This window comes from Chryseobacterium sp. S90 (genome assembly GCF_047444895.1).
Lineage (GTDB): Bacteria > Bacteroidota > Bacteroidia > Flavobacteriales > Weeksellaceae > Chryseobacterium.
Map to the genome: position 1 here is coordinate 15,205 of NZ_JBLGCX010000006.1, position 21,091 is coordinate 36,295.

A 21,091-nucleotide genomic window follows, 5' to 3' on the forward strand; every position below is an offset into this window, starting at 1 on the left:
GAGACTTGAAAACACTCATTATTTTGTTACATTGTCATAAACGGCTTGATCTTATAAAAAAAAACAGAACAGTAAACTCGGGTGAGTATACTGTTCTGTACCAATTTTATTTTTACTAAGATGATGAATAGGCTTAATTACTACCTGTAGAAGGCCATAGTCCAGCGTATTGAGAAGTACCGTAGTCGATAGTTTCAGCGCTGATTACAAAGCTGATCAGCATACTGTTGCTGTCGATTGCATCGAAGTCTACTTCGTGCTGGATTACATATCCGTTTTCCCAGTTCAAAGTGATTAATGTTCCTTCTTCGTGAGATTTGTTGAACGTAATTTCTCCTTTTGTTGGCTTGTATTTACCGTTTAACAAGCTTTCAAGGATGTCCGATTTTTCAGTAGCTTCTACTGTTACTTTGATCAATGCGTTAGAAGGGTCTGATGCTACACGTCCTGATACGTCTGTAGATCTGGATACACTGTAATTCATTTTTAACAGCTTCTGTCCTTCTCCTCCGTTGAATTTTAAGATTCCTCTTGAATTTCTTTCTGCCATGATTGTAAATTTTGATCGTTAATATTTTGTGATTCGGTGATTGTTTAGCAAAGATAGAGGCTCTTTATTGCTAAAAAAAACTTTTCAATATAAATCTGAGAAATTGTAGTAGTTCTACGATTTCTTGTCGTAATTCTACGACAATGGATTTAAAAAACCTATTCAAAATACTACCAGCAAAGGGTTTCAACTTATTGAAAAACAATAATAAAAATAAAAATTTTCCACCTGAGTGAGAAATATTAAGATTCCTTTAATATAAAGTTGGCCTTTTTTTAACAGATAAGTTATTGCATAAAAAAAGCAACCAACTGAAAATTGATTGCTTTTTTATTTGTATTTGAGATTATTTACTGTTGGATACTTGCTCCTTCTTTGATGGAACGAACCAGTATTTTATTTTTTCTTAATAGAAAATCCGGCATCAGATCTACCGGAAGATAGAAAGGGCTTTCTCCTTTTTTCTGAAGCTCTTCAACGATACCAGGATTCCAGGTAAGGATTTTATCCATGTCTACATTAAGTTCATCAGCAACAACTTTAAGATTGAATCCGGCATTGATTTCTGTTTCTGAAAGCGCAGCAGTCATCACTCTTCTGTTTCCGTCCTCAAAGAAAATCTTGTTGATCCTTGAAGAATTGTAATTGCTTAAAACACTCTGAAGTTCTCCTGTAGCATAACATGCATTGAGGTATTTCTTCACGTGATTAATGGTTTCTCCGGGAAGATATTTAGAAAATTCGTGATATTGAGAGGAGCCTGCTGCTTCCATTGCTTTGGCAATATTTCCTTCACCGCAGTTATAGGCTGCTACAACAGTCACCCAGTTGTTATATTTTTTATAAAGGTTTGCTAATGAGATAACCGCTGTTTTCGTACTTTTATAAACATCGGTACGATTTTGTTCTGTAAGTCCGTATTGGTTGGCATGGGCAGTCATCAGCTGCCATATGCCTACGGCTCCGGCTCCGGAAGTAATATTCCTGTCGAAATGGGATTCTATCAGGGCCAGATTTCTCAAATGCTTGGGAAGTCCTTTCTGAAGGAGTAACTGTTCAATGAATTCTACAAGATCTTTATTGGCATTAATGATGCCTTTATATTTTCTCACACTGCTTTCTGAGGTATCGGAGGCAGCAAGAAACTGTCCGTTTACACTGATAACAGTTCCCAATAATAGTAAGCCTGTAAAAATATTTCTGACAATGGTTTTCATTTTTTTTGTATTTATAAGCAAAAAGGCAAATGTATTTTTTTACCTTTTTGCTTCCTAATTAATCTACTTTCCAGCTTGGTTTTTCTTCCTCTTTATTCCAATCTACATGAATGGTCTGGCCGGATTTTACTTCTTCTCTGACAATCATTTTAGAGATCGGTCTGGCAAGCTGTGCACGGATTACTCCTGAGATCTGTCTTGCTCCATATTTGCTGCTGAATCCGCCTAATGCAAGGTTTCTTACTGCATCATCACTGATCTTTAAAGTGATTCCCAATCTTGTCAATGAGGTATGCAATGATTTCAGCTGAATATTGAAGATTCTTTCTGCAATAGATTCTGTGATCGGTGCAAAAGGAATGATCTCTGTGATTCTTGCTAAAAACTCAGGTCTGAATCTTCCTGAATTTGACATAATCTGCATCAGTGAAGATGATTCAGGAACTTTTCCTTCTTCAAACTGTTTTACAATTTCTTCACTTCCGATATTGGAGGTAAACAGGATCAATGCATTGCTGAAATCTCCTTCTTTACCTAATTTATCGTGAACTTTTCCTTCGTCCATAATCTGAAGGAACACATCAAAAACTGAGTGGTGGGCCTTTTCAATTTCGTCAAATAAAACAACGGTATAGGGCTGTTGTCTGATTTTATTGACAAGCATACCTCCTTCTTCGTATCCTACATATCCCGGAGGCGCTCCGTATAATAAGGCTGCAGAATGTTCTTCTTTAAATTCTGACATATCAAAACGCACCATTGCCTTTTCATCATTGAAAAGTAATTCTGCCATTGATTTTGCCAGCTCTGTTTTACCTGTTCCTGTAGGTCCCAGAAGGAAGAATGACCCAATTGGCTGCCCTGGTTTATTCAATCCGCTTCGGTTTTCAACAATAGCATCGGAAAGGATTTTTAATGCGTGATCCTGTCCCACTACTCTGTTTAGCAGAAGAGATTCCATATTCAGGAGTTTTTCTTTTTCCTGAGCCTGGATCTTTCCGATTGGAATATTGGTTTTTGCAGCCATTACAGCGGCAAGTTCAAGTCTGTCTACTTTTTCTCTTTTCTTCGCAGCATGCTGCAGAAGCTCGGCATAAGTATCTTCTATAATCTGCTGAATCTGATCTACCGGCATCGAGTTATCAATGGCAGGCTGCTCACTCAGCGACCCCCAAAGAATTGGGCTTATTTTATCCCTCAGGAGATTATATGTCCAGATCAGTTCGTCTGCTTTATCTTTGCTGTCTGCATATTCTTCTTCTAAAATAGCATCATAGCTTTCTTTCCAGCTGCTCAATTCTTTTTCTGACAATTCATCAAGCATTTTGATGGCTGCCATTGTTCTGTCTAATAAATCAATAGCGGCATCGGGTAATTTTTTTCCTTTTGCATATCTTTTAGCCAGACGTACACATTCCGGAATCGCAGTTTTTTCGACTTCAATGCCATGGTGTTTTTTATAGCCTTCAAGAAGGACATCAATCATTTTCACGCAGGTCTTTTCATCCGGCTCATGCACGGTTAAAACCTCAAAACGACGGTTGAAAGCCTGTTCCGGTTCTATAATTTTTCTATATTCTTCCTGGGTTGTAGCTCCAATTACGGTAATTTCACCTCTGGCAAGCTCAGGTTTCAAAAGGTTGGCAACATTTCCGATGCTTCCTTTAGGGTCTAAAAGGGTATGAATCTCATCAATGAAAAGAATGGCTTTTTCAATTTTCTTACATTCATTGATGACTTTTTTCAGACGGTCTTCAATTTCACCTTTATAAGAAGTTCCGGCTAGCAATGCTCCGGTGTCCAGTTCTAAAAGGGTACCGTTTTTAAGCATTTCGGGAACATTTCCTTTGATGATTTCAGTAGCAAATCCTTCTACCAATGCTGTTTTTCCTACTCCGGGTTCCCCGATGATGATCACATTCGGTTTGCTTCTGCGGCAAAGAATTTCTACCAGCATTCTGAGTTCTTTATCTCTACCGATGATATTTTCAATTTCTCCTTTTCTCGCCTGTGCCGTTCTGTCTACACAATAGCTTTTAATGGAAGGAAAAGAAGAGTCTGAATAATCTGAACCGTTTGAAAATAATGATGAGAAATCACCATCTTCTGAAACGGTAAACGGTGTATCTTTTCTATATAGATTGAATATCTCATGTTCTCTCAACGGAAGTGATTTCAGCTGTTGAAGTGAGAATACAACCTGTGGTTTCACAATTGCTGTCAGAATACAGATAGGAGTAATCTCATCCAATCCTAATTTTAAACGGATATCGTCAGCTTCTTCAATAAGATTATCTATCGCATCATCCTGACCTACTTCATCGGGAAGATGATTTGTCTTAGGGTATTCTTCAATACGTACATCTGCCCATTCATAGAAATATCCGGGATCTTTATCTATACTTTTCAGAAATTCATTGAGTCCGATATCTTTATGCATTAAAGCCTGCAGAATATGCGGGCCACCATAGGTTCCATTATAATTTTCCTTCGCTATCGACTGAGCAATGTGAAATAGTTGCTTTACGGTTTCGTTGGTTACTAGTACTCCCATTTATAATTTTCTTATATTAATATATTTGCGTTCTGTTGTCTGTACTTCAGATTTGATGGTATTTGATCTACATTTTTCATCCCTGTCTCAAAGAGATTCAAAAGTCATTTTTTGTGTAGCTAAAATTAATTATTTTATTCTAAACGAGATAAAGATAGTTAATTCTTCAATTAGAGATGTAACAATGGCTTTTTTTTGTTTTTCAACATAGTTCTGATGGTGAAGTTTTGTGATAAATTACTAACCTAAGCCTTCTTTTTTCTTTTATATATTCAAAAAGTATAATAAAATCAAACTGAACCATTGAAGTCCGATGTAGATATAGAATAACATGGCCGAAGGTTCTGCCAGCTCATACAGTTTTTCAATCAGAGTAGTTTTTATAATTTTGGAAAAATCTGCATTATCATCTCCCAGATTCAATTCATCGAACTTTATTTTATTTAAAGCATAGCCTAAAATACGTTTGAGTATTTTGTTTTCAGAACTGTTTCTAAACTCATTCAGCAGCTTTACTTTAGCGATTGTAAAATCAGCACTTGTACGGATAACGGTTGGCTGTTTAGCTTTAAAAATACTAATCACCTTATCGACAAACGGAATTACAATTGTTTTGGAATGATCCTGAAGCAGCTTGCTGATCACTACTGACATTGCATATTTTGAAGCAAAAACAATTGTTAAAAACGGAGCAATAATCATCAACAAATAAAATATAACCGCCGAAACAGGTTTTGCTTTAATTGTGGTTATTATAAATGCAACTGCTCCTGCATGTCCTAATGATGGGCCTAAACGATCAGATAAAATATAAATCCCCAATACCAGGGTAACAATCGTAGAAATAAGTCCTATTGCATAAATTTTAAATATACTGAGGATGAATGCTGCGGATAGTTTGGAGAAATATTTCAGGTGATCCGTGATTTTGTTCATTGATGTTGAAGGTTATTTAGTTTTATGAAATGCTTATACAAGCCGTTTTATGTTGATTGTTTATAGTTAAGAGTTATTTAAATAATTGCTGAAGATATACATTTTACAGAAATTTAATAATAAAATATTTGTACTTCTGATGTGTTTTTTTGGGTATTATTAATTTCTTTCTGGGTTATTCTTCCGTTATTATCCAGTGTAAACTTGATTTTTTCACCGTTGGTAAGTTCTTTATTTACTTCTGTTTTACCATTTTTAAAGTGATTGGAAAAATTGTAAGTATTGATTTCTGTAGTAATTGCTCCTGGCTCGTATTTATATTTTTTTTCAATTCCTGACAGCGGTGTTTCAGATTCTTCTTTAAATTTTTTCCAGCCTAATGTTTTCTGTTGTTCAACAGTTATTGGAGTCCATTTTTTATCTACAAGAACCGAAGCGTTTACGATCGTATATTCATACTTTTTCTCTTCGGTAATCTGATCTTTAGTATAGCTATAGGTTGTTTTCGTAAAATGATTTACCCATTTTTTATCATCAGATTTATCCGGAGCTCCATAGTATTCAACAGCACTCATGAGTTCATTACCAGCCAGGTCATACTGAAATTCAACAATATGATTTTCATTTTCAGTATACTTCCTTGCGATTTGCCCTTTATTATTGTATTGATAAAGTAAGGTATAAACTTCATCTTTTACTACTTTTCCGTTAGGTGCTATTTCTTTTTCTTTTATGTTTTCTTTTAGAATATGATCATTTTTATCATAAGTAAATTCTCTTTCTGACTGTATATTTTTGGTAACTTTCTTTTGAGAAATAAGCCTTCCGTTTTCATCATAAGTATTCTCCAACAGGATTTTGTCAACCATTTTATCTTCAGCTATCCGCAGCAACTGCCCATATTTATTGTAGTAATATAAATATTTGTTTTTAGCATTCGGGAGATTCTTTTCGACACTTTTAATGAGTCCAAGTTCATTAAATTCTATGAGTGTAAAAAAGTCACCTCCTGCCGTTCCGCTTCTTCCAATAGGATATTTATAAAAGGTAGAATACTTTTTGGGAGAAAAATGTTTGAGATGGCTAATCTCCAGCAGGTCATCAGTATCCAGAAATTTTGAATTTTGTATATCAAAAATATGGGATTTCAGATCAACCTTCGCGTATATTTCATGCTGTTTGCCAGGTGTGTAAAACAATACAATATCTCCATTCTTTTCATAAGAAATCTTCTGATTTGGGTACAGTTCTTTAGTATTAAACTTCTCAACCTCTTTATTATATTCCTGCATATTTTGACTATTTGAATGACAACTTATTACTATGCCAATAAAAACTAACATCTTAAAGATGATTGACTTCTTATTTTTCAGTTTCATTTTTTTTCGATTTATCTATTGCTTTCATATCATCTGTATCTTTATGAATTCTATCCCACTGCCACTTCCAAAAAGTGATCAGTACATCTCCATAAATATAATCCATTACATTTTCTGTAGCCCCTTTTTTAAACAGGTGGCCTGATTTGAAGGCATCTTCAACGAAGCCTGCGAATTTATTGGATCCCATATCAGGGAAAGAATGAGCCAGACCTAACGAGTGAGCAACTTCATGAGGAATCGTTATCCAATCTTTTTTTGCCATGATTGCAGGTCCTACAATTACATTATCAGCTCCTGCAAATATACTTTCAGATTTGCCAAATAAATTATCAATATCAAAAGGAACAAAAAATACAATGGTATCTTCATAATCAGGGTTACTTTTCCTGTATATTTCTTCTAAATAGTTCTGCACATATCCCGCATCTCCTTTATCTGAAAAAATACCGTCTTCCATCAATTCCCAGCTTGCACCATTTTTTTTCAAATACAGATCATCATCCATATCATCGAAATCTACCTCCATATATTCATCCTTATCTATTTTGAAATGACTTAATGTCTGAGCAAAGGTATCTTTAATCTTTTGTTCATATGTTTTTAGAAATGAGCTGCTAAATTTAGTTTCTAAAGTATTAAATTCGTAGGTATTCAAATCCTGGTTTATTTTTAATCTCGCTTTATTCTGAATATCAATTTTAAGAATAGCTTCTTTTTTTTCTGCAATTTTCTTCAACAATGTTTCTTCGCTGCTACTGAGCCAGCCTGTTTTACCACTTTGCACCTCTGCCAATTCGGCTTCAAGTTCCGCTTTTTGTTTCTGGAGTTTCTGCTGTCTTTTAATAATATCTTTATCTTCAAAATAATCTGGTGTGGCAGTCCCGTTTCTTTTTGACAGATATATTTTCTCATCATATCCATCCACTTTGATCCATCCTTTAAAGTGAACTTTTACATAGCGGACATTCAAATCATATTCGATACTGTTGTTATACACATTAAGTATTCCCATCAATTCACCGGCAGTTATATAAATAGTTGGCATAGAGCTAACTGTTTTCCCTGCAGCCTTGTCTTCCTTCCATTGCTTTTCTTCGGCTTTTTCCTCTTCAGACTTTTTATGAAACGTAATGATTATACATGTATTTTCCGTTATATAATCTAAAAATGTTATTTTAATATTTTTACTAAACTTGTTAGGAGTACTTTCAGAAATCTCAAAACCAGAACTACTTTCATCAGTAAATTCTAATTCTATCCCTTCATTCCCACTATCTATTTCGATTCTTCCTTCAACAGGTTCTTCAATATTGAAAAAAACTTCAAGTTCATAGCTCTTGTTATTATCAGATTCATCCTTTGCAAAACCAGAAAACCAAGGAACATAATAGGGCTTTCCATTTATATTTAAACCAGATTTCCCACTATTAGAACCTGCATTAATATAACCAAATTCTCCTAAAGAAATGTATTTTAAATGAGGTGTGTATTCTTTTTTAAGACTATCAACCCCATCCAATACCAGACTTTCGTAATTAAGCGGTTCGGCATAGGCTGTCTCGTAATTTTCTCCGGCATACCAATCAAATCCAAACTCAGGTTTATTAACATAATTACTTTTTCTCCGAAAAATAGCCAGTCCTTTTATTGAGTTTTTAACTTTTCTTTCATCTCCCGGAGGGTTTGCATAAGTAACCCCTGCCTGATCTCCTTTTTGTTTAACGAATCCCGAAGCAAAATTGCTTATAAAGTTTCCGGCATTATTTTCAATCTCCTGGGTTGATAATTCAGATATCTTTCCACCTGCTATTTCTGTAATATTTCCCATGATATCAGATTAATAGTTAGCTCCTTTTTCTCCGCTATTATTTTTAACTTCTTTCTGGGCGTTATGATGAATAGTACCCTCAGCAGAAATAACTTCTATATCTTTAGTTGCATTTCTTTTCACGTTTGTTGATTCAGAAGAGATATCCCCTTTTGCTACTTTCAAAATATTAGCTGCCATTAAAGAATAATCCAACACCGCATTCTGCATCATCATCCCACCTGCGGTACTCATATGATTTACTCCTGCCCCTTCTGTAATATTTAATCCTGCAGTAGAAGTAATATTCTCTGAAGCACTTATGTTTATATTTTTTGCATTAATATTAATCGTTTCCGGTGCTGTAATATTAATATTGCTTCCTGTAGTATCCAGATGAATCTCATTACCGCTTTTATCTGTGATAATGATGCTTTCATCTTCTGTGAAAACGATTCTGTGACCGCTTCTCGTCTGAATAGACTTTACACGGTTGTCCGCACCACCTCCAAGACCTATTCCACCGTGGAACATTCCTCCCATCACGAAAGGTCTGTCGGGATGACTGTGAACAAAATTGACCATTACCTGGTCTCCTACTTCAGGAATGGCTACATACCCACGGTTTTGGGTAATCTGATCAGTTCCTCCCGCATCAGGGCTCATTACACGGACAAAGTGGGTGATATCATTCATCTGCCAGTCAAATCTCACCTGAACTCTTCCCTGCCCTTCCGGGTCAGTATTGGAGATTACTGTTGCAATCTGAGGTTGTGCGGCAGGTACAGTGAACTCAGGTTTTGGTAGAAATCCTGTATCAGCTGCTATAGATTCAAAGGTTCCTGAATAATGTCCGATTGTATCAATTTCGTGAACGGCTTCTGTTACCATCACTTTAGTAAAATAAGACGTTTCATTGCTGTCCGGCTTTCTCATGTGAATATCCACAATACATCCCGGATGTAAAAACGGAACTGTAGTAGATCCGGAAACGGAAAATACGTTTACCGCTTCGCTTCCTGATGTGCTTCTTTGAGAATGCTCAACATCCAGATGGGTTGTTGCTTTAATAGGTGCAATCTGAAGCGCCGGAGTCTTATAGATTTTATTGTTATGGCTGTATGCTGTATTGGCAAGATCACCCAAATGACTTACAGGAGTTTCTCCGGAAGTCAGCTTTTCGTTTTTACTGCTGTTATAGCCATAATATTGAGGTTTTGTATGTACAGCTTTTAACTCTACCCTAACGTTATCTGCATTGCTGCCATAGAGCAGTTTGATAGGTTTATTCTGTGGAGGAAGTTTTCCGAAGTGCAATACCTCGCCATCATAATAGAATTGTTCGCCATAAGCTTCTGCCATTCTTGCCAGATAATTGTAATGGGTTTCATTGTATTGGCTGCTGTAAATGATCTGAGAATAATCATTTGTATCAATTCTTATATCAAATCGTTCTTTATCGAGTCCCTGTTTGATTACTTCTTCAGCTATGATTCCCATATTAACGGGTTGTCCTCCGCCAAAACTCTGTATATGCGGAGCTCCATCAAGTAAAATTGTTGGACTGTATCCGGAAAGTACAATATTTCCAAGACTCATTTTTTCCTGACTGAATCCTACTTTGGTAATGATCCCGACAAAGTTTCTTTCAGGGCTTTTCTCAATATCTTTGTAAGAAATAACGGCTGTAAGACGTTTTCCCAAAAATTTATTAGCTTCTTCAAGGGTGTGGCTCTGCCTGTCTCCCAATGCGTCATGGGCTAAGATAAGACTGAATTCATGATGATGGCTAGCCTTTTGTTTAAGAGTGAAGTGTTTGTAGTACTTAATAATTTTACCTTCCACAACCAGTGATAATTTAACCAGCCGGTTGATTCCTGCATGATGATTCTCGGATATTCCGTCTGCGTTCTGTGACGGACGGAAGGAAGATCCTTTTGTCTGTGATTCAGTTTTCATATGCTTTGTGTTTGTGTTTGATTAAAGATAACAATATTTTATATAACAGAGATTATATAAGCATGTTAGAATAAAATTTCCTGGTATAAGTTTTCATCAGGCAAAAAAAGACCGCCTTAAATTAGGGACAGTCTTTTTTCTTATGAATGTTGATAATGTGTGTAAATTTTAACTTGACGGCCAAAGTCCAGCGTACTGAGAAGTACCGTAGTCAATAGTTTCTGCACTGATTACGAAGCTGATCAGCATGCTATTGCTGTCTATTGCGTCAAAATCAACCTGATGCTGAATTACATATCCGTTCTGCCAGTTCAAAGTAATCAATGTTCCTTCTTCGTGAGATTTATTGAATGTAATTTCTCCTACTGTTGGTTTGTATTTACCATTCAGTAAGCTTTCAAGAATATCAGATTTTTCAGTAGCTTCTACTGTAACCTTGATTAATGCGTTAGAAGGATCTGATGCTACACGTCCTGAAACGTCTGTAGATCTGGATACGCTGTAGTTCATTTTTAACAGCTTCTGTCCTTCACCGTTGTTGAATTTTAAGATTCCTCTTGAATTTCTTTCGGCCATGATTAGTAAATTTTAATCGTTAGTAATATTTTGTGATTCAGTGATTGTTTAGCAAATATAGAGGCTCTTTTCCGCTAAAAAAAACTTTTCAATATAAATCTGAGAAATTGTAGTAGTTCTACGATTTCTTGTCGTAATTCTACGACAATAGATTTACACACAGCCACACAACCCTCACCAATACAGCATTTTAAATTAATTCTCATTTTTAAGATAAAAATTATTTTTACACTATAAAGAGAGATAATTGGAAAATTAAAGGTGAATTATAGATGTCCAATTCGCTTTTCTGTGAATTTTGGACTCAAGGTTTAAAGTTTAAGTGTTTCAACTTTTCACTTCAGGTTTTTGAACACAAAAAAAGCAGAAGGATGTACTTCTGCTTTTGATATGATAAAAATGAATTTTTTAGTGCTTTGTGTATTCCGGTTGTTCTGTCGGAATTCTTGACGGCGTAAAGTATTCATTAAGCCAGTAGAAAGTCTGCCCGTTTTGCTGAATCTTTACCGCTGGGTTATTTCTGTTGGCAAGCATTCTGTCTGCTAAATTTTTGTAGTGATAGAAATAGTTTTTCACAGTCTCACTAGGAACAACTTTTGATTTTTTCCACCCTTTCAGTTTATACTTAGCCATCAGTTCTTCTTCGGAAAGGTCAAATCCTGTACTCATTCCAATAGCATAAGACATTGGCTGCTCATAAAGAGCTCCTTTGTCCAGGAATTTTATAGTAGGGTTATACTTTTTCAGAAGCTTCACATATTCTTTCACTGCTCTTGACTGATTAAAGTCCGGACGGTCTGCCTGAGTATTTCTGTAAACTTCGGTATAGAAAGCTTTTAAGTTGTCATATTCCGCTTCAGAAATAAGGATACCTTTTTCTATTCCCGGAGTATAATCTTTCAGATCTTTCGGAATGTATCCTTTTACAAGGAATGGGCTTCCGTAGTTGATCAGCTGTGCTGCAATTCCTGCAGATACCGGATTAGTAAGCCCCGGATACAGATATTTATATTTTACATCAACGTCTGTTTTTCCTGCTCCCACAGATGAATGGAAATATTCATTAAGTGATTTATCAATATTCTGGTTGTCTAAAGTAACCTGCGAAATAAGGCTGTCAACAGATTTTTTCAGGAACCCGGGAGTTGTAATATCCCCTTTTTTAGGGAAAATAACGAATCCCTGAGACATACTCTGTTTAGGGTATGCCAATGAGAAGAATCCTGCATCACCCTCTACCAGGCTGAAATTATTCTTGGTAAGAACATCATACTGGTTGATGATCTTTTGTTTTTTAAGTTCAGCAATATTTTTAGCCGTATTGGTAACAACATTTTCAGCCATCAATACGAAATCGTTGTAGGTATCAGATGATCTTGCACTGGTCTGGAACATGATCAGTCTTGCCTGAGCCTGAGTAAGTGAGCTGATCACACTGTACATATTTCCGCTTTGGTTGGCAGAAGTTCCTACAGTGACTACAATATTGGTTTCATCAGGTACGTTTGAAAGAAGGTTCCCCGCTGCAGTAAGAGCTTCCCCTACCGGCTGATACCCGTTATTGCTTGCACAGTTCATTTCATTTGTTTTCTGATCAATAAACGCAGTCATTTTGCTGTAGTCTGCGCTTAAGTTGGATACAGAAATATTTTCCCCACAAGGGTTATTTTTGTAAAGCACCACTCCATATTTAACATTGCTAAAATAAGATGGTTTTTCAAATCTAAGCTGAAGATCCTGTAGTAATGATTTTACGATAGGTGCATAAGGTGCATTTCCTGCACTTACGTCCAATGCAAAAACGATATTAATATTTTTATCTCTGTCCGTGATCTCTCTGTAGCGGTCAAAATAAATAGGCTCACCCAATACATTCGATACAAAGTTCTTGCTGTAATCTAAAATATTGGTGAAATATTTTGTTTTTGAATCCGGAGTTGGAGCCTGTTCCAATGGAAGATTTACAGGAAAAATATTCTCAAGCTGCGTTCTTTTGTTAACGTCTGTAAGAAGAACCGCTTTTTTATTTTCAGCATCAGATCCAGATCCCCCAGGATATCCTTCATAGATCCCTAAAGCAGAATCGTTGATTCCGGTTGTATTTTTCAGTTTGATTGCAGAGCGCTCTCCCCAGCTGGAAATCACATTAGAGCTTACCCATCCGTAAAGTCCTTTTCCTATGCTATCTATATCAATTGAAGGTTTTTTACCTACTAAAAATCGTTTGTTGTTTTCAGCCTGTTTGTAGACATAAACAATTTGGCCGTTTGGAATCTTTACATTGGCTGTTTCAATAAGACTTGGTGAATTAAACACCATAATAGAGTCATTCTTATAGTATCTTTCAGCGTTTTTGATGACTTCGCTGTTACTTGGTACTACGGCTACTCTTACAGGATATCCCGTTTTTTCGCTTTTTAAAGCATTATTCCAAAGAAGAAGATCTGATTCGGGAATCCATCCGTATGTTTTGATGGATTTTGATGAAACTTTTTTCATTAAAGCATCCGGAACATATTCCGCTACTTTTACCATTCCGTCTCTATGTTTTAAAACCATTAAAGGTTCAAGGAATTTTACTTCCTTGTAAGATTTCTCATCATCTTTATCCAGATAAGCCGTATTTCTCGATCTGTCTGAAATAACGATCCATGGAGCCGACTTTTTAGGATAACCGTTAACGACAGGGGAAGCATCCACCTGTCCGTACTGCGACGGTTCCGGGGTTTTCTTCGACGGCAGTTTTACCTGGCAACTCGTCAATAATACTGATAACCCTATATAATATGCTGCTAGAGGAAATTTATTTTTCATCCTATTTTATCTTTAATGATTGGCGCATCCGTAAACCGGATGATATTATTTGCTTTGGTTGATTTCTACTTTCGTTACACACTCCTGTTTATCATCAAGGTTCACTTTTACAGTCTGAATCACCGTGTTTTTGTCAAACTGAAGACCGGCGCAATACATATAGAAGTTGTTCACTTTGCTGTCATTTACCTTTACTACTGTATTTTCATTGTTACACAGATAAGTTTTCAGCAGGTAATTGTAATGCATATTGAAACTGTTTCCATTGGCTATCTGCTGCAGGTGATATTTGAAATCATTATCTACTCTTGCGTAAGAATCTTCTACTGAAACTTCTTCTTCAGCAAGTGCATCATAAGCCGGAAGGATCTTGATATGATGGTAAATTGGCTCCTGAGTTTCTTCAGTGTATAGCGTTACCACATAGTCCCCGGGTTTTTTATAAGAATAGATTGTAAATTTATCTTTAGAATCTGTATTTCCTGTTTCTCCGAATTTCCATGCAAACACTTTTGCATCAGAAATGGCACGGAAAGACACGCTTTCATTTTGCATAGCCTGAGCTGCAGCTTCAATAGTAGTGGCAGTTTTTGCGGTATCTTTTGCTTTCTGAACGCTTCTTGCGCTTACCATTACAGGGAAAGATTTCGTATACTTATTGTCAACGATCAAACTCACCTGATAGTATCCCGGTTTATTATAGAAGTGAATCCCACTGTTTTTATCTGAAGTTGTACCATCTCCGAAATTCCATCTTTTGGTTTTCGCAAACTGGGTTTTATCTTCGAATAAAAGTGTGTCTCCTACCGCCAATGAAGACGGATAAACCACCCCAACAATATCATCGGCTGAATGGATAACTTTTTTCTGCAGCCATAGAGCAACCAATGCCGCGATGAGCAAAGTTGCAACAACACCGATAATAATGTTTTTCTTGTTCTTTTGAAAATAATTCATAGTTAATAATTGTGATGTGTTCTATATAAAATTCCTAGTATTTATTACTTACTGTACTCTCGCTTTCAGATCCTGCTCACGCTGATAAAGCTTGTTTTGCTTATCCTTAAATCCGATTCTGCATTCATCCACCTGCTTCTGGAAAATTTTAATGTCTTCTGAAGTGGTTGAAATCACTTTTTTATCATCAAAGTACATTTTATAGAATTTTGCAATCTGAGGATAGGCATCTTTTCTGATATCAATAACATCGGTACTGCTGAAATAGCTGTTAAGGTCATTCACCCCTAACTGAATATTATTTTCTATAAAAGGCTGCGGACCGTCATTGGTAAGCTTTGTGATCATCGTATAAGTACTGTCCATGATGGGAATAACAATTTTTTGATGATGTTCAAATTCAGCTTTCTGTTCAAGATTCTGGATTCCTCTTACATCTTCATCAGAAAACGGAGATTCAAATCCTTTTAAAAATATTACACCTAAAAATAACATAGCAGTCACAAGCATCAGTATTAAATAAAAAAACTGATAATGCCTTTCTTTCTTCGATAATGTGATTTGTCCTTGCATATCTTTTCTTTTTATCTTCTTCTTTTACTTCCTGTGAAATTTCTTGTAGGGTCTTTTCTAAGCTCGTTATTGGTTACTTTTATCTTACCCATACATTCATCCAGATCCCTTAAAACGGTTTTCTTCTTATATTCTACCTCAGTGATCTTAGCCTTTAAAGTCATCATAGGCACGATCTGCTTCATCAGTATAGCATAGTGCTTAAAGCTCTGTGCACTGTCTTTGCCCATAATATTTTTGGCATCTCTCACGTTATCCATAATGCTGGTTCTGAGAAACACCTCATTGTCCACCTTATTAATACTAAGCTGGTTCATTTTGTCATAAATATCATCAATGTGATCTTTCAGCACGTCGCTTCGGAGCATCAGTTCTTTATAGGCTTCAGCTTCCCGGCTGATCCCTTCACGTTGTATGTCATAACTCTTAAAGAAGAGAAATAAGCACGCAAAAGTTACAACCGACAAAACGACAAAAGACAGAATAAACTTCCAAATGCCTATTCTGACGTCAGATTTGTTTAATTTTTTTTCCCTGTTAGAAGACATAATTTGCGATTTGTTTGGCCTGTGAAAATATAAAAAAAAAAATTCATGCACAATACGTAGTTTCCCCAGACCTGTTTCGTGAAAACCCTGATTAAATTAATATTAATTTTCACTTTGATAAGTTTTTCATAAATTAGACCTCTAAATTTTAAATATCATTCGCCAAATCGATATTAAGAATGAGTAAAATATTATCTAATACCGTACGTTTTTCTATTGCTGACAGTGATTTTTATTTTAAAAAAATAATGATCAAAACACTCATGGAGAATCCTTTCTATATGCTTCTGAATGACTGTAACAATGGGCACGAGCTGGTAAACAGAATTTACAGGAGGCAGGAAGATGTATTCATCATTGAGTTATTTATGCCTGTTTTAAGCGGAATTGAAGCAATCAAATACATCCGAAAAAACAATACAGAAACCCCTATTATTACCTATTCCGGCACCTATCAGGAAGATATGGCTGAAATTCTTTCAAAAATTCCTAATATCTATTACTGTCAGAAAAAAAGTACTATTATCAAAGATATTATCAAAGGGAGTATTGCTTCTGAAGACTTTGATTATCAAACCTATTCTAAGGAATGGGAGCAGCAGCCCCTTGCGGTACAGGAATATATGGACAGACAGAAAAAGGGCCAGGAAGAGCTTTCTCCGGCTGAAATACAGCTGATGAGATTCTGTTATGAGGGATTCAGCAATAAAGAAATTGCAGAAAAACTTAATCTGAGTACAAGAACTATTGACACTTATATCAACCGGCTTACAGAAAAGCTGGGACTGAAAACCAAGCTTCACCTTATCCGTTTCTGCGTAGAAAACGGATATTACAATTCCAGTTTATAAAAAATTCTGAGTTCAGATTTAAAATTTAAAATTCCGGCTAACTTGTGGAGACTAAGGACGGCTTATTAATGCTTATTATAAGTAAGAAACCCCTGTGGAACCTATCGCTACCGGCATTTATTAAATTTTGTTCATTATTTTTTTTGTACCTTTATACCGCTACATTATTTTATTGTTAAATTATTGCTACCCTGCCTTAATATAGTATATACATAAAAAGCTCAACGATTTGAATAAAAATATTTTGCCACTAATTTGCTAGTATTCAATTTTTTTAACTAAATTTGCACACCTAAAATTTAAAATTAAAATAAGGAAATGACAAAGGCAGAATTGGTAAACACCATCTCAAATAAGTTGGGAACAGAAAAGAATGAAACACAGAAAGTTGTAGAAGCTTTTATGCAGGAGATCAGAACTTCTATGTATAATGGGGATAACGTTTATCTAAGAGGTTTTGGATCTTTTATCATTAAAACAAGAGCTGCTAAAACAGGAAGAAATATTTCTAAAAACACTGCAATTGAGATTCCTGCTCATAACATTCCTGCTTTCAAACCTTCAAAATCTTTTGTTGAGAAAGTAAAAACTAAAGTTGCAGTAAAATAAGAACATTAACTGAATATTAACTAGTTACTAAAAAATTAAAATTATGCCAAGCGGAAAGAAAAGAAAAAGACACAAGGTTGCGACTCACAAAAGAAAGAAAAGAAGAAGAGCAAACAGACATAAGAAAAAATAATCTCCTCTTCTCGAGATTTACAATATAATAATATAGTTGGTGGATTTAAATTCTTAAAGTTCACTAACTATATTTTTGTTTGCAACTATAAGATTCCGCGGAAAACGGATGGTTTCAAATATTATTTTAATAAACATATAATGGTTTTCATCCAAAATCCTTATATTTAATAGATGAATTAATCAGAAAAAACATCCACTTCCTATAATCTTAACAATTTTATCTTATTAAAAAATGAAGAAAGAACTAATAGTTTCGCATGAAGATGATCTTACAAAGATTGCATTACTGGAAGACGGAAGACTATGTGAACTTCATGAGCAAGAGGACAAAAGCGATTTTATAGTTGGGGATCTGTTTATAGGAAAAGTAAAAAAACTGGCACCCAATCTGAATGCAGCATTCGTTAATATCGGATATGACAAGGATGCATTTCTGCATTACCAGGATCTGGGACCACAGTATCTTACATATAGAAAGTTTTTAAAAGATACTATTTCTAAAAAACAAAGCACTTCAAGCTTAAAGAATTTCGAGATACAACCCGAAATAGACAAAAATGGAACGGTAGATAAAGTGATCGCCAAAGACGATATAGTTCTGCTGCAAATCACCAAGGAGCCCATTTCTACAAAAGGCCCAAGAATTTCTACTCAAATCTCTCTGACAGGACGTTTTCTGGTTCTGATCCCTTTCGACAATAAAGTTTCTATTTCTAAAAAGATCCGAAGCTTCGAAGAAAAGGAAAGACTGAGAACCTTAATCGACAGCATCAAGCCTGAAGGTTTTGGAGTTATCATCAGAACAGTAGCCGAAGGAAAAAAAGTCGCAGACCTTCATAATGACATGAACCAGCTGGTTCAGAAATGGGAAAGCACTTTTAAAAATATCCAGAGAAATAAAATTCCGTCTAAAGTTTTAAGCGAAGAAGATAAAGCTTCAGCTATTTTAAGAGACAATTTTAATCAGGATTTCGTCAATATCATCTGCGATGATGAGCAAATGGTAAACGAAATGACAAATTACGTAGAAGTAATTGCTCCTGAAAAGAAAAATATTGTCCAGTTTTATGATTCCCATATTCCTCTTCTGGAATATTACAATGTTGAAAAACAGCTTAAACAGAGCTTCGGAAAACACGTTAACATTCCAAGTTCCAAAGGCGCTTATCTTGTTATTGAACACACAGAAGCACTTCACGTCGTTGATGTCAACTCCGGTAACAATATTACCACCGGAACTGCTGTCAATAAAGAACATGCACTGAAAGTGAACAAAATGGCTGCTACTGAGATCGCAAGACAGCTTCGCCTCCGCGATATGGGAGGTATTATCGTAATCGATTTCATAGACATGCCGAATTCTGATCACAGAAGAGATCTTTACGAGCATCTCAAAGAGGAAATGAAGCGCGACAAAGCTCGCCACAAAATACTTCCTCCAAGTAAATTTGGACTGATCCAGATTACCAGACAAAGAAACCGTCCGGAAAAACAGATCGACACCAAAGAAGAAAACCCGAACAAAGACGGAGAAATTGTAGCTCCTATTGTTATCGTGGAAAGAATGGGTGAAACCTTAAGAAACATCCTGCAGAAAGAAAAGGGAAAAATCTACCTGCATGTACACCCATTTGTGGAAGCCTACCTTACCAAAGGCATTAAAAGCATCCAGATGAAATGGTTTATCAAATACAAAAAATGGGTAACCATCGTTCCAAGAGATTCTTTTAAATATTTAGAATACAAAATCTACAATGCCAAAAAAGAAGAATTAATAGAATTCTCTAATTAAAAAATTTAGAACCTTCAGTACAACTGAAGGTTTTTTTATTTTGCATTGATAAGCATAGAATATGATGTACAATTTAAGTTTTGGCTAAAGCCAGTGAATTCTGCATTTTTTAAAGGCGGGCTAAAGCCCACCCCTATTGAATTTTAACAACAATATCATTCATCATTCATCATTCATCATTCATCATTCATCATTCATCATTCATCATTCATCATTCATCATTCATCATTCATCATTAATTATTTATCTTTAAAACATGAAAAAACACCATTACAAAATGACCATCCAATGGACAGGAAACCTGGGAACCGGAACAAGCGGATATAGAGATTACGAAAGAAGCCACACAATTTCAGCAGAAAATAAAGTTGTTATAGAGGGTTCATCTGATCCGGCATTTCGTGGTGACAGAACAAAATACAATCCGGAAGAAATGCTTTTATCTTCTCTTTCCTCCTGTCATATGCTCTGGTATCTGCATTTTTGTTCTGAAGCCGGTATTATTGTAACAGAATATACTGATGAAGCCACTGGTATAATGGAAGAAACAGCCAGCGGAAGCGGCCATTTTACGGAAGCAACCCTGCATCCCAAGGTAACAGTTGCGGAAGAATCAATGATTGAAAAAGCAGAACAGCTTCATCATAAAGCCAACGAATTTTGCTTCATTGCCAACTCGGTCAATTTTCCGGTGAAGCATATCCCTACCACGTTAGTTAAATAGTACCACACCTGGAATTAAATTCAGAAAACAATGATGAACATTACATTTTAACAGTAATAACTCTAAAAAACTCCACTGGAAGAGAATTATTTAATAAAAAATCAATAAAAATAATGTTTTACCATCAATAAAAACACAATAATTTTAAAATATTTGTCAATTTTATTCAAAATATAAAGTTTTTTTACTATTTTTATATAACTAAAACAGACCATGATGAAACCAAGATTGACCATTTTTGATGAACCCATGCTGTATACAGAGGGATTATCAAGACTGCTTACACAAAGCAAAATTTTCAGCACGATAGACATTTGTAATTCTTTAGAAACCCTCTCCAAACATTTAAAAGAAGAACCATCGGAAATGCTTGTCATGAGTTCCAATATGCTCATGCTTACAGAAATCTGTAAATTGGTAGAAAGCATTATTTCTCAACATAAAAACACCAAAATCATTGTCATAGGAAGCTCTTATGACGTGATAGATATGCGGAAGCTCTTCAACAAAGGTATCAAAGGTTATCTGGACAAAAACTGCACCTATGATGAGTTCCTGAAATCCATTAATGTTTTACTCCTTAATGAAATCTATATCTGTGATCATGCAAAGGAAAAAATGATGAATTTTATCAGCAGCGAACAGGGAAAGCAAAGCCCACACATCAAAGAACCACTCACCCGCCGTGAAATGGAAATTCTTAAACTGATCTGCGATGGTTGCAGCAGTAAAGATATCTCTGAAAAACTTTTTATCAGTATCAATACGGTAGAAACACACCGAAAAAGAATTCTTTTGAAACTCAATGCGAAAAACTCAGTCGGAATTGTAAAATATGCTATTGAGAACCATATTATCGACTGAAATTCTCCCATGAAAAACTCAAAAAATTCCAAACTTTACAGTCTGGAATTTTTTTATGCCTGAATTCATTCCTCTTACTAAAATCAGGCGCAACTTATTATTAATCCTTTTCATTGTAAGATGAGAAGTGAGACATAGAGATCAGAAACTGAGCTATGAAAAAGCTTATATAACTTTGACCTTATTGTTTATCTGTAAACAACCCAGATTTCTAATCTCCGGCTCACCACTTGGAACTTTAAA

General features: G+C 35.5%; 17 protein-coding genes. 5 read left to right on the top strand and 12 right to left on the bottom strand.

Going from position 1 to position 21,091, the window contains the following annotated elements; all coding sequences use genetic code 11:
- Positions 1-133: 133 nt before the first annotated feature.
- The 12 genes from tssD (ACLMCG_RS15830) to tssO all read right to left on the bottom strand — a co-directional run bounded on the left by tssD (ACLMCG_RS15830) (position 134) and on the right by tssO (position 15,873).
- Positions 134-550 carry a type VI secretion system tube protein TssD gene (gene tssD / locus ACLMCG_RS15830; protein WP_047424455.1) on the bottom strand — a complete coding sequence of 139 codons (417 nt, stop codon included), beginning with the start codon at positions 548-550 and terminating at the stop codon, positions 134-136.
- Positions 551-900: 350 nt separating this feature from the next.
- Positions 901-1,767: a lytic transglycosylase domain-containing protein gene (locus tag ACLMCG_RS15835; protein WP_413960209.1), complete on the bottom strand. Its 867-nt coding sequence runs from the start codon at positions 1,765-1,767 to the stop codon at positions 901-903.
- Between the two features lie 58 nt (positions 1,768-1,825).
- On the bottom strand, positions 1,826-4,321 hold the full coding sequence (locus ACLMCG_RS15840; RefSeq protein ID WP_413960210.1) for an ATP-dependent Clp protease ATP-binding subunit: 2,496 nt from the start codon (positions 4,319-4,321) through the stop codon (positions 1,826-1,828).
- Between the two features lie 264 nt (positions 4,322-4,585).
- Entirely contained in the window at positions 4,586-5,257 is a 672-nt protein-coding gene (locus ACLMCG_RS15845; protein ID WP_413960211.1) for a hypothetical protein, read from the bottom strand.
- A gap of 113 nt (positions 5,258-5,370) precedes the next feature.
- On the bottom strand, positions 5,371-6,549 hold the full coding sequence (locus tag ACLMCG_RS15850) for a hypothetical protein (RefSeq protein ID WP_413960212.1): 1,179 nt from the start codon (positions 6,547-6,549) through the stop codon (positions 5,371-5,373).
- A 70-nt stretch (positions 6,550-6,619) separates the two neighbouring features.
- On the bottom strand, positions 6,620-8,467 hold the full coding sequence (locus ACLMCG_RS15855; protein ID WP_413960213.1) for a hypothetical protein: 1,848 nt from the start codon (positions 8,465-8,467) through the stop codon (positions 6,620-6,622).
- Positions 8,468-8,476: 9 nt separating this feature from the next.
- Positions 8,477-10,405 (bottom strand): type VI secretion system Vgr family protein, encoded by a 1,929-nt coding sequence (locus ACLMCG_RS15860; protein ID WP_413960214.1) that lies wholly within the window; start codon positions 10,403-10,405, stop codon positions 8,477-8,479.
- 168 nt (positions 10,406-10,573) lie between these two features.
- Entirely contained in the window at positions 10,574-10,981 is a 408-nt protein-coding gene (gene tssD, locus ACLMCG_RS15865) for a type VI secretion system tube protein TssD (protein ID WP_034697144.1), read from the bottom strand.
- Positions 10,982-11,389: 408 nt separating this feature from the next.
- Positions 11,390-13,795, bottom strand: a complete 2,406-nt coding sequence (gene tssR, locus ACLMCG_RS15870; protein ID WP_413960215.1) for a type VI secretion system protein TssR domain-containing protein — start codon at positions 13,793-13,795, stop codon at positions 11,390-11,392.
- Positions 13,796-13,840: 45 nt separating this feature from the next.
- Positions 13,841-14,752 carry a PKD domain-containing protein gene (locus ACLMCG_RS15875; protein ID WP_223601262.1) on the bottom strand — a complete coding sequence of 304 codons (912 nt, stop codon included), beginning with the start codon at positions 14,750-14,752 and terminating at the stop codon, positions 13,841-13,843.
- 48 nt (positions 14,753-14,800) lie between these two features.
- Positions 14,801-15,325 carry a type VI secretion system transmembrane protein TssO gene (locus ACLMCG_RS15880; protein WP_223601261.1) on the bottom strand — a complete coding sequence of 175 codons (525 nt, stop codon included), beginning with the start codon at positions 15,323-15,325 and terminating at the stop codon, positions 14,801-14,803.
- An 11-nt stretch (positions 15,326-15,336) separates the two neighbouring features.
- Complete coding sequence (gene tssO / locus ACLMCG_RS15885) at positions 15,337-15,873, bottom strand: type VI secretion system TssO (RefSeq protein ID WP_223601260.1); 537 nt, start codon at positions 15,871-15,873, stop codon at positions 15,337-15,339.
- Positions 15,874-16,052: 179 nt separating this feature from the next.
- On the opposite strand from tssO, the gene ACLMCG_RS15890 reads away from it, so the two are divergent.
- From ACLMCG_RS15890 to ACLMCG_RS15910, 5 genes are all read left to right on the top strand, one after another.
- A complete protein-coding gene (locus tag ACLMCG_RS15890) occupies positions 16,053-16,724 on the top strand; it encodes a response regulator transcription factor (RefSeq protein WP_047373763.1) in 672 nt (223 codons plus the stop codon).
- A 318-nt stretch (positions 16,725-17,042) separates the two neighbouring features.
- A complete protein-coding gene (locus ACLMCG_RS15895; protein ID WP_002984212.1) occupies positions 17,043-17,333 on the top strand; it encodes an HU family DNA-binding protein in 291 nt (96 codons plus the stop codon).
- Between the two features lie 367 nt (positions 17,334-17,700).
- A complete protein-coding gene (locus ACLMCG_RS15900; protein ID WP_223601259.1) occupies positions 17,701-19,260 on the top strand; it encodes a ribonuclease E/G in 1,560 nt (519 codons plus the stop codon).
- A 256-nt stretch (positions 19,261-19,516) separates the two neighbouring features.
- The gene (locus ACLMCG_RS15905) at positions 19,517-19,984 is read left to right on the top strand and encodes an OsmC family protein (protein ID WP_223601258.1); all 468 of its coding nucleotides are present in this window, start codon (positions 19,517-19,519) and stop codon (positions 19,982-19,984) included.
- Positions 19,985-20,200: 216 nt separating this feature from the next.
- Positions 20,201-20,848 carry a response regulator transcription factor gene (locus ACLMCG_RS15910; RefSeq protein ID WP_223601257.1) on the top strand — a complete coding sequence of 216 codons (648 nt, stop codon included), beginning with the start codon at positions 20,201-20,203 and terminating at the stop codon, positions 20,846-20,848.
- The last annotated feature ends 243 nt before the right edge of the window (positions 20,849-21,091 follow it).

Bases quoted from the DNA above. Each gene is read 5' to 3' on its own strand.
- tssD (WP_047424455.1), bottom strand. From the start codon at position 550: ATGGCAGAAAGAAATTCAAGAGGAATCTTAAAATTCAACGGAGGAGAA.
- ACLMCG_RS15835 (WP_413960209.1), bottom strand. From the start codon at position 1,767: ATGAAAACCATTGTCAGAAATATTTTTACAGGCTTACTATTATTGGGA.
- ACLMCG_RS15840 (WP_413960210.1), bottom strand. From the start codon at position 4,321: ATGGGAGTACTAGTAACCAACGAAACCGTAAAGCAACTATTTCACATT.
- ACLMCG_RS15845 (WP_413960211.1), bottom strand. From the start codon at position 5,257: ATGAACAAAATCACGGATCACCTGAAATATTTCTCCAAACTATCCGCA.
- ACLMCG_RS15850 (WP_413960212.1), bottom strand. From the start codon at position 6,549: ATGCAGGAATATAATAAAGAGGTTGAGAAGTTTAATACTAAAGAACTG.
- ACLMCG_RS15855 (WP_413960213.1), bottom strand. From the start codon at position 8,467: ATGGGAAATATTACAGAAATAGCAGGTGGAAAGATATCTGAATTATCA.
- ACLMCG_RS15860 (WP_413960214.1), bottom strand. From the start codon at position 10,405: ATGAAAACTGAATCACAGACAAAAGGATCTTCCTTCCGTCCGTCACAG.
- tssD (WP_034697144.1), bottom strand. From the start codon at position 10,981: ATGGCCGAAAGAAATTCAAGAGGAATCTTAAAATTCAACAACGGTGAA.
- tssR (WP_413960215.1), bottom strand. From the start codon at position 13,795: ATGAAAAATAAATTTCCTCTAGCAGCATATTATATAGGGTTATCAGTA.
- ACLMCG_RS15875 (WP_223601262.1), bottom strand. From the start codon at position 14,752: ATGAATTATTTTCAAAAGAACAAGAAAAACATTATTATCGGTGTTGTT.
- ACLMCG_RS15880 (WP_223601261.1), bottom strand. From the start codon at position 15,325: ATGCAAGGACAAATCACATTATCGAAGAAAGAAAGGCATTATCAGTTT.
- tssO (WP_223601260.1), bottom strand. From the start codon at position 15,873: ATGTCTTCTAACAGGGAAAAAAAATTAAACAAATCTGACGTCAGAATA.
- ACLMCG_RS15890 (WP_047373763.1), top strand. From the start codon at position 16,053: ATGAGTAAAATATTATCTAATACCGTACGTTTTTCTATTGCTGACAGT.
- ACLMCG_RS15895 (WP_002984212.1), top strand. From the start codon at position 17,043: ATGACAAAGGCAGAATTGGTAAACACCATCTCAAATAAGTTGGGAACA.
- ACLMCG_RS15900 (WP_223601259.1), top strand. From the start codon at position 17,701: ATGAAGAAAGAACTAATAGTTTCGCATGAAGATGATCTTACAAAGATT.
- ACLMCG_RS15905 (WP_223601258.1), top strand. From the start codon at position 19,517: ATGAAAAAACACCATTACAAAATGACCATCCAATGGACAGGAAACCTG.
- ACLMCG_RS15910 (WP_223601257.1), top strand. From the start codon at position 20,201: ATGAAACCAAGATTGACCATTTTTGATGAACCCATGCTGTATACAGAG.